General features: G+C 41.9%; 15 protein-coding genes, 2 pseudogenes and 1 riboswitch. Of the genes and pseudogenes, 3 read left to right on the forward strand and 14 right to left on the reverse strand.

Annotation, left to right across the window (positions count from 1 at the left end; translation table 11 throughout):
* Positions 1-457: 457 nt before the first annotated feature.
* From AC0YN7_RS21710 to AC0YN7_RS21740, 7 genes and pseudogenes are all read right to left on the reverse strand, one after another.
* Positions 458-631 (reverse strand): annotated as a pseudogene (locus tag AC0YN7_RS21710) (amidase family protein); the annotation flags it as partial.
* A gap of 140 nt (positions 632-771) precedes the next feature.
* The gene (locus AC0YN7_RS21715; RefSeq protein WP_475812127.1) at positions 772-1,203 is read right to left on the reverse strand and encodes a GreA/GreB family elongation factor; all 432 of its coding nucleotides are present in this window, start codon (positions 1,201-1,203) and stop codon (positions 772-774) included.
* A 160-nt stretch (positions 1,204-1,363) separates the two neighbouring features.
* Positions 1,364-1,795, reverse strand: coding sequence for a polyphosphate kinase 2 family protein (locus AC0YN7_RS21720; RefSeq protein WP_475812128.1), 432 nt, complete (start codon positions 1,793-1,795; stop codon positions 1,364-1,366).
* Positions 1,796-1,961: 166 nt separating this feature from the next.
* Positions 1,962-2,483 (reverse strand): type 1 glutamine amidotransferase domain-containing protein, encoded by a 522-nt coding sequence (locus AC0YN7_RS21725; protein ID WP_475812275.1) that lies wholly within the window; start codon positions 2,481-2,483, stop codon positions 1,962-1,964.
* A 130-nt stretch (positions 2,484-2,613) separates the two neighbouring features.
* On the reverse strand, positions 2,614-4,125 hold the full coding sequence (locus AC0YN7_RS21730; protein WP_475812129.1) for a copper amine oxidase N-terminal domain-containing protein: 1,512 nt from the start codon (positions 4,123-4,125) through the stop codon (positions 2,614-2,616).
* Between the two features lie 227 nt (positions 4,126-4,352).
* Complete coding sequence (locus AC0YN7_RS21735; protein ID WP_475812130.1) at positions 4,353-6,176, reverse strand: ABC transporter ATP-binding protein; 1,824 nt, start codon at positions 6,174-6,176, stop codon at positions 4,353-4,355.
* Positions 6,160-6,984 carry a MerR family transcriptional regulator gene (locus AC0YN7_RS21740; protein ID WP_475812131.1) on the reverse strand — a complete coding sequence of 275 codons (825 nt, stop codon included), beginning with the start codon at positions 6,982-6,984 and terminating at the stop codon, positions 6,160-6,162. Before AC0YN7_RS21740 ends, AC0YN7_RS21735 begins: the two co-directional genes overlap by 17 nt.
* Positions 6,985-7,280: 296 nt before the next feature.
* Between AC0YN7_RS21740 and AC0YN7_RS21745 the strand changes: the two genes are divergently transcribed.
* On the forward strand, positions 7,281-7,571 hold the full coding sequence (locus tag AC0YN7_RS21745; RefSeq protein WP_475812132.1) for a hypothetical protein: 291 nt from the start codon (positions 7,281-7,283) through the stop codon (positions 7,569-7,571).
* Between the two features lie 67 nt (positions 7,572-7,638).
* Here the strand turns inward: AC0YN7_RS21745 and AC0YN7_RS21750 are convergent.
* From AC0YN7_RS21750 to AC0YN7_RS21770, 5 genes and pseudogenes are all read right to left on the reverse strand, one after another.
* Positions 7,639-10,208: pseudogene (locus tag AC0YN7_RS21750) on the reverse strand (bifunctional diguanylate cyclase/phosphodiesterase).
* 134 nt (positions 10,209-10,342) lie between these two features.
* Positions 10,343-10,879 (reverse strand): hypothetical protein, encoded by a 537-nt coding sequence (locus AC0YN7_RS21755; RefSeq protein ID WP_475812133.1) that lies wholly within the window; start codon positions 10,877-10,879, stop codon positions 10,343-10,345.
* A gap of 135 nt (positions 10,880-11,014) precedes the next feature.
* Positions 11,015-11,989 carry a CobW family GTP-binding protein gene (locus AC0YN7_RS21760; RefSeq protein WP_475812134.1) on the reverse strand — a complete coding sequence of 325 codons (975 nt, stop codon included), beginning with the start codon at positions 11,987-11,989 and terminating at the stop codon, positions 11,015-11,017.
* A gap of 154 nt (positions 11,990-12,143) precedes the next feature.
* The gene (locus AC0YN7_RS21765; RefSeq protein ID WP_475812135.1) at positions 12,144-12,308 is read right to left on the reverse strand and encodes a hypothetical protein; all 165 of its coding nucleotides are present in this window, start codon (positions 12,306-12,308) and stop codon (positions 12,144-12,146) included.
* 142 nt (positions 12,309-12,450) lie between these two features.
* A complete protein-coding gene (locus AC0YN7_RS21770) occupies positions 12,451-12,699 on the reverse strand; it encodes a YolD-like family protein (protein ID WP_475812276.1) in 249 nt (82 codons plus the stop codon).
* A gap of 352 nt (positions 12,700-13,051) precedes the next feature.
* Here AC0YN7_RS21770 and AC0YN7_RS21775 point away from each other — a divergent pair, with 352 nt between their 5' ends.
* Positions 13,052-13,342, forward strand: coding sequence for a hypothetical protein (locus AC0YN7_RS21775; protein WP_475812136.1), 291 nt, complete (start codon positions 13,052-13,054; stop codon positions 13,340-13,342).
* 93 nt (positions 13,343-13,435) lie between these two features.
* Positions 13,436-13,936: a PH domain-containing protein gene (locus AC0YN7_RS21780; RefSeq protein ID WP_475812137.1), complete on the forward strand. Its 501-nt coding sequence runs from the start codon at positions 13,436-13,438 to the stop codon at positions 13,934-13,936.
* A 67-nt stretch (positions 13,937-14,003) separates the two neighbouring features.
* On the opposite strand, the gene AC0YN7_RS21785 is transcribed toward AC0YN7_RS21780, so the two are convergent.
* A complete protein-coding gene (locus tag AC0YN7_RS21785; protein ID WP_475812138.1) occupies positions 14,004-14,318 on the reverse strand; it encodes a DMT family transporter in 315 nt (104 codons plus the stop codon).
* On the reverse strand, positions 14,318-14,659 hold the full coding sequence (locus AC0YN7_RS21790; protein WP_475812139.1) for a DMT family transporter: 342 nt from the start codon (positions 14,657-14,659) through the stop codon (positions 14,318-14,320). The genes AC0YN7_RS21785 and AC0YN7_RS21790 overlap by 1 nt, the downstream gene beginning before the upstream one ends.
* Before the next feature lie 75 nt (positions 14,660-14,734).
* A riboswitch (guanidine-I (ykkC/yxkD leader) is annotated at positions 14,735-14,832 on the reverse strand.
* Between the last annotated feature and the right edge of the window lie 13 nt (positions 14,833-14,845).

Genomic DNA, 14,845 nt, shown 5'->3' on the forward strand with positions numbered 1-14,845 from the left:
ACATGCTTATTAAACAAACGTTATTCCTTTTTGAAGACTCAACTTAATTTCTTCAAATTGAAAACTAAACCATTTGAAGACAAAATAGTGCTTTAAGCAAAGTAATGGTTCTCTTCCTCCTAAATTATCATCAATATTCTAAAAATATTCGACATAATTTTTCCAAATTCCTTTAAAGAGGAATCACATAAATTGTAATTTTTTTATCAACTCCTCATGGTTGCAACTATTCACATATTGATCATTTGATAGAAAAAGCAAGAACGAACCTCCAATCAAAATCACATTTTATAACCCTCATGCTAGAGTGTTTAATCCTTTATTTTCGTAAGATTATCGTATGTACATATATTGCGTATTAGGTTATGTAGATAAGTATTCCTACCTTAACCAATAAAAAAGACTGTCCAAAAGTCATTTGACTTTAGACAGCCTCTTCAGCATAATCACTCAGCTATTACTGTGTTAAAACAGGCGATTTACGGTTGTACGTTCCTTGCTCATAAGCATAGCTAAGCTTGATAAGTGTTGCTTCCTCGAAAGAGTGATCTAGGAATTCGATTCCTACAGGTAAGCCTTTTGCTTTGAATCCCGCTGGAACGATAATCGCCGGGAATCCTGAATATGGACTGTCTTCAAGTCTGTCACTGCTTTTAAAAACATTGTAGATTATTAGACCACTGGACATGTTCTAAACATGAATAAGCACAAAAAACTAGCCCCTGTCATAATGATAAGGACTAGTCTTGGATTTATTATTATTTAACTCTCTTAAGTCACAGTATGTTGAATTTCCTCTATTCGCACCTGCATCGCCCCCGAAGGGGTATTTACCGATATAACCACATCCTTAGATGCCATCAGCATCTGTTTCCCAACCGGTGACAGAAAGGAGATCAGATTCTCATCCGGGTCAGCATCATTAGGCAGTACAATAGTAAGAGTATCTATAAATTGGTGCTCTAAATAATTGACTGTAATACTACTACCAATAAGTACAGTAGCGTGAAGCTCGTCGTCTGTTGCGTTGAGCAGCTTCTCAATATACTTTGTATACGTTGAAAGAAAGTGGTCCATTTCTGAACGCTCTTTTTCTTGTCTAGTAAAATAGGTGTCGAGAAACCGACTCTTCTCGTCGTCTAATAGGACTATCTGCTGCACCAATTGCTCTTTTAGTGCAGAAGCATCAATACTACGGTTCATAGTAGACCTCTCCCCCTATACGAACAATACTAACTCTGTAAAGACAACCAATGGTCTTGTTCATGCTATTCTCCTCCTAATAAATATAGGCCTCTGAGTCAGAGGCCTTAAGATCAATATTACCAAACCTAAAATATATGTCCAGCTATAATTTAGTTCATTAAAGGTTATTTATGACATCCAAAAATGGCTTCAGCTCTAAATTAGCCTCCGGTTCCTTCAAATGCATGCTTCTCAGTGCTTTAACGGCAATACTGAGAACCGCATAATTGCGATACCATCTATGATCGGACGGTACGACATACCATGGAGCATGAGTGCTGCAATTTTTAAATAACTTCTCATAGTAGCTCTGATACAGCTTCCAAGACTTGCGTTTCTCTAAGTCAGAAGGATCGAACTTCCAGTTTTTACTCGGATCCTCTATACGGCTTTTAAGCTTCTCAAGCTGAAACTCCTTAGATATATGTAGAAAAATCTTGACGATCTTCACATGATTATCCGTGAGCAACGATTCGAAATGATTAATATGCTTGAATCTCTGCTTCGCCTCTTTATCGGACACTGTCCTATGTACTCTAGTAATAAGCACGTCCTCGTAGTATCTGCTGGGTTCATACTTGATAAATCCACTTTTTCGTTAGGGGAAAGCGCGAATCGATTGGACATTCCTTTCACAGCCTACCGTTAGGATACTTCACCTATTAAACCCCTCATTCATCGAACCGATAAATGAGGGGTTATATTCAAATCCTTTATTACCAAGCGTTTACGCCGAGCTTAACCAACGTTTCTCGTATAAAGGCTGGCTCATCCTCAGGTGTCCGAGACGTTACCAAATTAAGATCAACAACGACTTCCTTATCTACAAAATGTCCGCCTGCTGCTTGAATATCAACAGCAAGTGCTGGATATGCCGTTAACGTACGACCCTTGAGCAGTCCAGCAGCTTCCAAAATTTGAGGACCATGGCATATAGCTGAGATCGTAATTCCTTCTTGATCAGCTTTCTGTACAAAAGCTTGCACATCAGCGTTATTCATTAATTGTGAAGGAGATTTCCCCCCAGGAATAATAACCGCTGCATAATCCTCCGCATTCGCCTCATCGATAGCCAAATGCGTCGTATAATTAATTGACCCATTCTTACCCTTTAATTCCTCATGGCCTTTCAGACCAATAATAACGGCATCATGTCCGTTTTTCACCATTTCATCATAGGGGTTCTTCATTTCGGAATCTTCAAAGCCATCAGCCAGCAGAAAAGCTACCTTTTTAATTTGTGTCATGTAAAGCACGCTCCTCTCGGTATTTTAACCATAAGTTACTATACCCACTTTGACACCATTTGAAGCTGATGACTGATTTCTTTCTAATTAGCAGAGGAATTACTAGGAGTACAAAGTTCAACTATTTCCAATGTTTCTCTTCCCATTGCATTTGAGCATGCAGCCGAAACCGGTCTAGTTGTAGCTCTGTTAGCTTCGGCAACGTAGAATCCGTCCTTATAATGACAAGCCTTGATTCGGAGTTCCAATCTACTTTTGCCCCGAAAGCTTCAAGTATAACCCGCGCTGGTATATAGGTTCTGCCTTTGGTTATGCGGGCAGGCTCAATGAGGGTATTTGCTTTGCCATTGATATACGCGGTTTTCGAATCAACGGTTAGCTCTATGGTGACATCGCCTTTGCTAGCTGTAACTTTCCGCTTCGCATGATCGTAGCCGATAGTTGCACCAAGCTTTTTCAAGAGTTCTCGAAATGGGACGAGTGTCGTTCCATTACTAATAATAGGGGCATTCTCTAATTCAACGAGCTCATTGTCCCAGACGACAGCTGCTTTATAATTTATTTCTTTAGGAGGAGCCGCCAAATCAATTAACCAGTCGCTTGCGGCTGGAAGCTTGACGGGAAGTGGGTCGTGAAGAAAATTGATCCAGCTTCCATCGTTCGCATCAATGTATGGGTGCGGTTCATAATAATATAAAGGAACTCCTGCTTTGATATTCAAGTGATAGAATGGTTCAGCCTTGCCGGGCTCGGTGTCCGAATAAATAAGCTCTAGCTCGTATAAGGATAGGAGTCGATGCTTAGCATATTTAATAGGATATTTAGCTTTTGTGTTTGCAGGAGGAGCTGGAGTTTGCAGCTCTTGCCCACCGGAGAATTTACCCTGTGCATTCAATGTATAACCGCCATTAGTCGAATAAATAAGCTTAGATTTCTCTGGATCACGAAGATCTATGGATTCAAGGAGAGTCGGTTCGATTGCAGCAAACAAAATGCGGCCTGCTTCAGCCGAACTTATGATGTCCTTAGGCATAACAAAGTTAGTTTTTGACCAGCTAAAATAGTAGCTGCTTATTGTCCCATCCCATGGGTTTATTACAAACGATATCACGTCATTTGCGTAGCGTGTGCCATTATGTGTTCGATTAAATACGATTACAGGAGAATATCCGTAATTTCTATAATGATAATATTCTGAGCCGGGATAATCGTTACGTTTCCATTCGGTGTCTACTTTTATTTTCCAACTATGATTTTCTAAGAAGTCGGTTGCCGTTATAATCGCCTCTGAATAAGCCTCCGATAAAGCTTCTTCTGAACCAATGACTTCGCATGGGTCGGGGCAACTTGTATTATTAACATTTACATTCTCATAGAAGCGTAAAAGCTCACCTGAAGCTGCATCTAATAGAATAGCGCCGCTTTCTTTAATGGTCTCTTTTTCATTATTCTTGCCCACACTGTAGCTAACGGTCCATGCTTCAACCGGCTTTGTTTCCTTGGTCGCCGTAATGACAGCTTTCGTTTGTGGCAAGAGATTCAATTGTTTCGCACGTTCAATAGCTTGCTTGCTGTCAGTAATCTTCATGGCTGCAAGCGCATCCTCCGCTTTGGCTGTCTCAGTGACTGTCATTGACAATCCTCCGAAAGAAATTGCTGCAATAAGAAGCAGCTTAAAAAGAAGGTAACTCTTGCTCACGTGAGCATCCCGTTGAGTAGGTTCCATCACACACCGCCTATATCCATTTTATAGAAAAAATGATACAAAGAGATAGACGGCGGTTTTTCAAAAAGGTTGCGGCGGTTTAGTGATTCTCGGAATACTTAATGGAGAATATCGTATTTCATCACGAGATGTCTTTAATTATCAATACTAAACTGCTGCTGAACGAGTTTGCTGTATAAGATGTGGTTTTCAAGAAGCTCCGCATGTGTGCCCTGACCAGATACTTCGCCTTTCTCCAAAACGATAATCTTATCCGCGCTGCGTATTGTCGACAGCCTATGAGCAATAACTAGCGTTGTTCTAGCTTCCATTAACCCTTGGAGCGCTTCCTGAACATGATGTTCCGAATCGCTATCCAAATGTGCCGTTGCTTCATCCAATAATAAAATATCCGGATTGCGCAATATAGCCCTTGCAATCGCAAGCCGCTGACGCTGTCCACCAGAGAGCTTTACACCTCTTTCACCAACTTCAGTTTCATAGCCATCCGGCAATGATTCAACGAATGCTGTTAAGTTTGCCTGATCCACCGCTTGTTTCATACTATTCTCATCCCAGCTGTCCAATCCATAGGTTAAATTATGACGGATCGTTCCTGCCATCATGGGGCTATCCTGAGAAACATAAGCGATATTACTGCGCCATTCCTTTAATGACAAACTGGCAATCGATTGATCTCCATATAAAATTTCACCTGCGCCAGGATGGTAGAAACGTTCAATCAACGAGAAGAGCGTCGTCTTGCCCGTTCCGCTCGGCCCTACAAATGCGGTCATTTGTCCAGGTGCTGCCTGGAATGAGACCGAATGAAGCAGCGGCCGATCCTCTGTATAACCAAAGCTTACTTCATTAAATACAAGGGATTTCTTCATACCAGTTCTATTGTTAACCGCAAGCGATTCACTTTCCTGCTTCGGATCATACCTATGCAGTACTTTATCCTGCTCGTTAATATCCTGCCCCTCTAGCTCCTGCGGCTCACTAAGCAGCTCTTGAATCCGCTCCGACGCGCCCATCGCTTTCTGAAATTGTGTAAAAAATGAAGCCATCTGCGTAAATGGCATGACGATTTGGAACATATATAAGATGATGGCGACAAGCTCACCGCCTGTTAATGAGCCTTGCGCTACCTTCACACCGCCGTAACCGATCAGTACAACAAGAATGAGCAGCATAATACTCATCATTAAGGGAGATACAATAGAAACAATCTTCGCTTCCTGAAGTCCGTATCGCAGCAGCTTAGAAATTCGCAGCTCTCCTTGTTTTTGTTCAACGGGTTCAGCGAGCGAGGCTTTAACGAGACGAATATCCGAAAGCACCCTGCCAAGATCTCCTTGAAATAAAGCCGTTTCATCCTGCATCGACTTCGATACCTTGAACATCCTCGACCCAAGAGGCCATAAAACAAGCAGCGCTGCCGGTACTGCAACAAGCATGAGCAGTGTCATTTTCCAATCAATCGTTATTAATAGCACCACTCCGCCAATTATCGAAATAATACCGCCAATAAACGAAATAACATGACCAATAATAAAGTCCTTGATGACATTCGTATCATTAGTGACACGGCTCATCGTTTCACCGGAATGGTTGCGGTCGAAGAACGGAACAGGCAGCTTTAACACCCGTTCCCATAGCTCACGACGCAATCCGCCTATCACATATTGTCCAACATAAGACATCGTATATACAGAAAAGCCAGACATAGCGGTCTGCAGCAGAAAGACTGAACCCAGCACGATTATCGTCGCTGCCTGCAAGCTGGACTGGGACAATTCATCCACCATATTCATGGTCAACAACGGGATAAGCAAGGAGAGCAGCACCTCGCCAATTCCAAGAACGACAGCACCAGCAATAATATAGGTCGACGGCTTATGCTTGGCTATAAGTTTAAAAAATGAACTAGCATGACTAAATGCTGCTGGCTGCTGTACTTTACTCTTGTTGCTCATCGCAATTTGCCTCCTCGGATGCTTTTTTTAAACCTTCCAAATGTTCGAACATTTCAGTGAGGAAAGCTTCCTCTTCCTTAGTGAAAGCATTAGGGAACAAGACAGGGTCAAAGGGTGTGGAGGGGCTTTCAAGTATTTCCAATTGAGCCAGTTCCTGCTCATTAAGTTCTTTTAGAATGGGACCAATCAACACTTCAAGGAAGTCGAGCAATTGTTTCCCGCTCTCCAATACGTCCGTATCCAAAGGCTGTCTTCCTAGCTTGTAATGCTCCTTTAATTGAACAACTATGACATTCAATTGCCGTTCCATTTCCAACCGCTTCTCCGCGGACATCCCTTCCATAAATATGGCATCTACAAGCGAGGTCGGCATCTGCTTTGCAAGGTACTGCTTCTGATGCTCTTCATGTTGAATGTTATGAATGAACACAAGTATCAGATTGCTATCCACCTTGCCAGCCCCTTCAACAATTTTTTGCATACGTGTGATCGTTTCGAGAACTCGCTCCAGCTGCTGCTGCTTTCGCTGCAGCATTTCATATTGAGCTGCTAATGATTGCTGCAGATCCTCCTCCGGATTTTGCAAATAAGCAGCGATATCATCTAGCGAGAAGTCCAAATATTTTAAAGTCAGTATTTTCTGAAGCTGCATCAAATCTTTATCTGTGTAGTAGCGGTGCCCTTGCTCATTACGACTGGATGGCTTAAGCAAGCCTTTGCGGTCATAGTAACGTAATGTCCGCTCTGTAACTGCCGTCATCTTAGCGAAGGCACCTATGGGATAGATCATTTCTTTATTGTCATTCATAGGCAATCCCTCATCTCCTTTAAACACAGTATAGTACTTGACGTAACGTCAAGCGCAAGTGCCTTTTTGAACATTTATGACTGCAATTCATGTAGCATAATTTCTATTAAAACGACAAAATATAATTCTATTAAACTATAAAATACGAATAAATGTAGACAAGCCATGTAATATTTTTGATTAAAGAGGGGATTTTTAGCAAATTAGGGATTGTAAACAATTTTGATTTCTATATAATAAGTTTGTGAACATTATGTTACAACCATAAAATACATACCCCAAAAGGAGAGAATTAATTGGAGAACTATCAACAACCCCCGTTTCAATCCGGCCAACCCGGTTACGGATACAATCCGAATCAAAATGTTGCACCTGTCATTTCTGTTAAGGAATGGATGCTCACTACGCTCATTATGATTATCCCAATCGTCAACATTATTATGATGTTCGTATGGGCATTCGGCGAAGGAAATCCAACGAAGAAAAATTACTTTAAGGCCGCTTTAATATGGGCAGCTATCGTAATCGGTATTTATGCTATTATTTTTATTATCATTATAGCCGCAGCAGCGTCTTCATCTATGTAGTTGTTGCAGGTGTTCGGAATACAGGATTGACAAAAGCCCGCTCCAATCCGGAGCGGGCTTCATAATCCTATTTATTATTGTCTATTATAAGCTCTACAAGTCGTGCAGGTGGCACAGGAGGACTATATAAATAGCCTTGAACAGCATCGCAATTGTGCTCACAAATGACATCAAGCTCCTCCTGTGTCTCAACCCCTTCGGTTACTACCTTTAAATACAAGTTGTGTGCAATAACAACGACCGATTAAAAAACATTTGCTTCTTGAAATCAGTCACAATATCCTTAATAAATGATTTATCCAGCTTCAATGTATGCAGAGGGATATTTTGCAAATAGCTCAAAGAAGAGTACCCCGTGCCAAAATCATCTAATGATAGCATAAACCCCATTTGCTGAAGCTCATGTAAAATTTTGAGCGTTTGCTTCTGATTGTCCATAAAGATGGATTCCGTTAATTCCAATTCAATCTGCTGCGGTCGAACTCCAGCATTTGAGACGATTTGCTTAATTGTATGTACAATTTGCTTCTGTTGAAATTGAATCATCGACATATTCACGCTCATTGACAGCGGCGGCAGTCCCATGCGCTCCCATTCGCGAATTTGCTTACAAGCTGTATATAGTACCCACTCTCCTAACGGAATAATAAACCCGGTCTTCTCAGCGAGCGGAATAAAATCAAGCGGAGAGACCATGCCAAAGGTTGGATGCTTCCAGCGGATCAGCGCTTCCACTCCAAATATTTTGCCGCTAACTACATCAATCTTCGGCTGGTAGTGAAGAATAAACTGTCCCAGCTCAAGCGCTTCAAATAAGCTGTCCTCAAGCTCGCGCTCCCTCTTCGGCACATCATTCATCGCAGCCGTGTATATTTTATAGGTATTACGTTCTTTCTTCGCTATGTAAACCGCAATATTAGATTCTTTCACAAGCTGCTCAGCAGTAACTGACGTCCGTTCATATTGAATACTAATCCCAATGCTTGCCGTACTATAGAAAACTCGTTCCTTAAGACTGATCGGCTCAGCGATAGCAGACAAAATATTATCAGCCAAAGTCAAAGTGTCATCTACATGGCGGACGTTCTCGAGCAGTACTATAAACTCGTCGCCATCAAATTGAAATACCTGCTTCTTAGAGCCTGCTATCCTCACGATCCGTTCCGCGACCCGCTTCAAAAACTCGTCTCCTAAAGTAAGATCAAGCTTTTCATTGATGTTTTTAAAGCGATCCAAATTGATAAATAATAAGGCAATATGACCCTCCAGCGGCTCAGCGGAGCTTAGTCTATTTTCCATATACCAACGATACGCATTTCGGTTGGATAGTCCAGTCAGCAAATTATGTGTTGCCTGATATTCAATAAGCTGCTCCGCTTCCTTCCTGTAATCGATCATTTCATTAAAACGATCAGCCATATACTCAAACTCGTCATTCGTTTGAATGCTGAGCTTCTGCTCAATGTTGCCTGTTGCTATTTCAAACGTTGCGTCGACCACCTTATAAATATTATTTAATATAATTTTCCTAACGAGAAGCACCATCATCAGCGTCAGAATAATCATTGCCATGACAATAATAACAAGCGATTCCATTAAGCTTGCGTAAAACTCAGTCAGCATCATTTTCTTCGGAATGACCATTTCGATGTGCCACAGCTCATTTTTAATCGCTATTGGATAAAAAAGCCTCAACACCTCATCTGCCCCATCTGTATCCCGTGTATAGTGAAGAGTTGGCTCAGCACTCCTTATAACTTCAAGCTGTTCAGAATCGGCCAACTCCTTATAAGGCTGCATCGCAAGCTTAGGACTTCTCCCATTTGCCAAATAGTTATTCCCGCTTGTAATAATATTTGTATAACCGCCTAGGGGCTGCACTTTCTCCACCTGCTTCTGTACCGCGCCGAGCGAAATATCTGCCCCTACTATGCCCAAAAAGTTACCCTGCTGATCCAATATCGGAAGCACAAGAGATGTCATTGGCAGCATCTTGCCGTCCAGCTCATAAATATAGGGCTCGATTAATGAAAATTTTTTTGTTCGTTTTGGAATTTGATAATAGCTGCCTGCTCGCTCATCCTCATAATGCTCCAGCGCAAGCGTTTGAATCGTACCTTTCTTACGTACCACATAGGGAATAAACCTTCCGGTCTCATCGTTATAGCTATTTTTATTTCGGAATAAAGCGTCTTTTCCGTCAAACGCGTCGGGCTCCCATAACGTGTATACACCTAACAGCTCCGGATGGTCACTAAGCACTCGTTGCAGTATGCCAACTACTTGCTCACGATCCTGCATATTATCTTCTCTCATCTGAACAAGTGTCGCCTCTAGCATATCGATCATAGCAACCGTGTTATTCATCTCTTTCGAAAAAGTGTTGCTATATTCCATCGACAGCGTTTGTACGAAGAGCTCTACTTCTCGCAGTTTTGCATGGTAGAGTTTGACTAACTGAGTTGATGCTAGGATGCCATATGATAGAATGATGAGCAGGCCAAGTGAGCCTATTAACTTCTTTGCAATGCTTAGCTTTAGCTTCCTCATTTCACTATCAACACTCCTCGCAGATGTACACACCAGAAAAACGACGTTTTTTTCCATTATATGATATTGTTCTAGTATACTTGACATTTTGAGTTGAATACAATCATAAAATAGGTAAATAAAACTATTTAATTCGACAAAATACTACTTTTGATGCATTTAACTTACGAAAAAAACCGTCCTGGTCATGACCTTAGGACGGTCTTGCTATTATAATATGTCTATACTTGGTTTTTCTTGTCCTTCTGCTGCTTACCGCCGTTGTCTTCCCCATGTCGATTGGAATCCTCTAAACGCTGCGGACGCTTGCCTTTGCCTCCGTGCACCTTATAGAGATCCTCGCGCAATTGCTCGGAGGTTTTACCTTCCGTCTTAATGCCATGCTTCTCGGCAACCCTACGCAAATGCTCAAGCCGCTTAGCTTGATGCTCTGCCTTAAAAGCTTCCCATTTATCCTTATTCGCCGTTTTCGCGGCCTCAACTTCCTTTTTCAGCTGCTCAGCGGACTTACCGTCAGTACTAATACCGAAATAAGCAGCCAGCTCCTTCAGCTTGTTTAAACGATACGCTTCGAAATCCTTATGTGTCATTTGACCCTTATGATGCTGATGCTCATGTGTGCCGTCACCATCTGCTTGCTTCAATTGTTGATCCTGCTTATCATCAGGCAACATAGCAACAGATTTCGCCGCCCATACCGGGGCTACCGAGAACAATACAACCAGCGCTAAAGCTGGGATAAACCATTTTCTAATCATGAACTTCCACACCCTTCTATCGCTATCGTGATGTCGAGGCTTAAATAACCCCATCTGGATTATTTTGCCCATGCGTATGCGCGAATAGACATGGATGCAGCAAATTTCGACATTCTACTGCCATTGGCTTCCATCTTATACAACATCAGCTTTCTCCAGCAGCTCCAGCTCATGCAGCAGCCATTCCTTCGAGAAGTGCTCCCCTATGAATACAGCTACATCATTCACATGACCCTGTGGATCGATTCGAATAAAATCAGATTCCTTATACGCATATTGAAACAGAAAACGGCTAGCTGTATCCTCGAAGGTTATGATCCCCTTCGCGCGGTAAATATTGCTTGGCAGCCGTTGCAGCAATGCCTCGAAAGCTTCGCTGTTTACAGCCTTCTTCAAATAGTGGGTAACAACCATAACATGGTCATGCGAATGGTGATGAGAAGCCGTATGACTGTGCTCTGTATGATCGCTCGGAAGGTGATCTGCCTTTCCCACCCCATCTAGCCAGCTCCAGTCGTCGATGACGCAGCGCACCGTCGCGATTACCGTTGCATGCTCATTCAACTCCCGAAGCTGTTGCTGTGCTTCTACGAGCTGCTCTGGATCCAGTTTATCTGCCTTGTTCAGAAGCAGTATTGTGCCGCAGCGAATTTGCTCCTGCATCAGCTTAAAGGTACGTCCTTTGCCATTGCGGCTTCGCTCCAGCAACTCTGGTCCATCCACTACCGTTATTACGGAGCGTAGATCAATGGATTTATACATCGCCGCTTCCGTTACACCTTCTAACGTTTCCATTGGATTTGCCGCACCCGTGGACTCGATAAAAATGACATCAGGCTTATGCTCTACAATGAGATTATTAATCTCCATCCCCAGATCTCCGCGCATCGTGCAGCAGATACAACCACTCAGCATTTCTGCCATAGGCACCTCTTCACCAACAAGCTGCCCGTCCAAATTAATGTCGCCGATCTCGTTCATAATAACTGCCGGCTTCAATCCTTGCGCTTTGTAGTAATCAAGCATTCTTGTCAACAGTGTTGTCTTCCCGCTGCCTAGAAAGCCTGACAGCAGATGTATAGGTATACCTCGTTCTCTAATGTTCGTCATGGATTCTCCTGCTTGTACATTTTATTTTATAAATAGTAGTCCATTTATTATATCGTAAATGTGCAAAACCTCCAGAGCTCAGGCATCTGGAGGTTTTATCAATTTTCAGTTAGTGGATACGCATGAATGCTGATTTACAAGTAAGCTCCGTCGACTACCAACAAATCGAACGGGATATAATTACAAGCAGAATGAAAAGAACCAAAATAATACCTAGACTTGTAAATGCTCCGCCAACTGCGGGACCACAGCTTGCGCCTGCAACCGGATAAGAAGGACCGCAGTTTCCTGCGCCTACTCCTGCTACTCCATAGCTCATTTGTTCATCTCCTTTTTCTTAAGGTACAGTATCCTATGTAGGAGGAACAAAAGCGTATAGGCGAAATGAAAATATGTGCTACTGCTCATTTTTCGGATCAGCCCACACCACTATGCAGTATTCTGTATATAAACCAGCTAACCTAAAGAGGTCTGTCAACCTTCATAATGTCTAGAAATGGTATTTTTGTAACACTTCCCTTATATTCAACATGAACCTTCTTCGTTCGTGAATCCAGCTCTGTAATAACTCCTCTTACCTTCTCCTCTGCTGCCCAGATCGTCAGAAGCAGCTCACTGCCTTCCTGTTTCGCTTCGACCAGCCTCTCGCCAAGTTCTTCTAACTCAAATTCATCTCTTGTTGGTCTCTTCGGTCCTTTGGCCACAACTATCGCCTCCTTATGTATACAATCCGTTAATCCAACAAGCGTAAACGGCTGTCGTCGTTCTCTGCGGCAAAAGCGTATGTTTCGCGGAGATATATAAGCACATTTATAAGTGTAAACTTATAAATGTGCTTATATATAGAAAAGGGCTCCGCAACGGGAGCCCTTCCTTGATTCATTCAAGCGTATTGGTAACTTATTATAGCATGCCGCATCGTAACATCCTACTTCTTCAATAAAAACTAAAATTACCAATATTTCACTCACTATCTCATTAACAAAAAGTCTTCGTTCGCATAAACCAAGCAATTATAGTAGAATGGGTCAATGCTACCCCATCCGATTAAGAGGTGTTCAAATGTCTATTAGCTTTACTACATCCATCATTACGCGTTTAAACAGAGAAATAGCTGATGCTCAAAAGAAAAGTATCGATGACAAGAAAAAGAAAGAGAAAGCACTTTCTAAAATCAAACAGCTGCAAAAAAATATTAAAGTGAGCAGCTCGCCAAGCGATTTAAGCAGCAAGTTAACTCAAATTAATAAATTGAACGAAGAAGTTACGAGAATCGATCGTTCACAAGCAGATCTAGTCAAGCTTTTAACAGTAAAAAAAGCTGAGCTTGAAAAGTATATGTCCAAAGATTAAAACCATTGGCTAAATGGCGAATATAAAGTAAAATAATGTCCAATACCGATCATAAAATCACCGAATTATCGTTATCTAGAGGAGGTCCGTTAAATGGCATTTTGTACAAATTGTGGAGTTGCTCATCAAGAGGGAATGAACTTTTGTGGAAACTGCGGCTTGAAAATAGATGCAACGAAGAGTGGGAATGAATCTGCCGCTGCCGCATCGTCGCCAGCAGTACGTTCAACTCATGAAGAGGTTGTTCTATGGGAAGGTAAGCCAAGCGGTCTATCCGATCGTATTAAAGAAGCAGCTCATGTGAACTCGACGTCCTATAAGGTTACGAATCAGCGAATAATTATCCGCTCTGGTCTTATCGGTAAAAAGACGGACGAGATCGAGCTTATCGGAGTGAAGGATATTTCAGTCAGCCAGTCTCTACCTGATCGTCTATTGGGTGTTGGATCCATAACAATTCTATCATTAGACAAGACCAATCCCGTATTAATACTTGATGATGTGAAAGATGTTCAGGAAGTGAAGGATATCATCCGACATGCTGTCAGGGAAGAGAAAGCAGCGCAGAACATTACTTACCGCGAGAATATGTAAGAAGATAAGTAAGAGAATGTTATACTACTACGAAAGACGAGTTCCCTAAGGGAGCTCGTCTTCTCTTTTACGAGATAAGTTTTAATCCAACTGCTGCACCTAAAACCATAGCTATAAAAACAACTCTTCTCCAGTCTTTTGACTCACCATATAAATACATGCCTAATATCGCACCACCAGAGGCGCCAATTCCTGTCCAAATTGCGTACGTTGTCCCCATAGGCAGTGTTTTCATTGCGTAAGCAAGGAATAGAAAACTTGCACCGAATCCGGCAATTAACAGAGCAAAGGCTTGCCAATTACGGTCCTTATGCAATTTATTTATCATTGCGACACCAAACATTTCAAATAGCCCTGCTAATACTAAGGATATCCACGCCATTAGGACTCAGCTCCTTCCTGAACCTTGTCTTTTGTAACTAACTTCAAGCCAATTACACCTGCTAATAAGATTAGAATCAAAACGATTTTGCCCACTTTAAATGGCTCGCCAAAAAATATAATTTCCGAAAAGACAGTCCCTGCTGTACCTAATCCTACAAAAACCGCATATACAGTCCCTACGGGAAGTTTTCGTCCTGCCATTATCATTAAATAGAAGCTGATAATAATAGAAATAACTGTTCCTGTCCAAGACCAAAAGTCATTTGCATGTTTTAAGCCAATAACCCAAAACACTTCAAAAAAAGCGGCAACAAATACTTTAATCCAATTTGTATTCATATAAAAAACACCTCCGATTTTATTATTACCAAAATAAAAAAATAAAGCCCAAGAGATAACTGTTATACAAACAGTTTCTCCCAGGCTTTTATCCCTCCGTGACACAGCATAGCTGTGAGTTTTCTCTCGGACCAGGCCAACCTATTAGTCGCGGAACCCTAGAAAACATTTTAGATATTCAATTAT

Source organism: Paenibacillus sp. J31R122, from assembly GCF_056269185.1.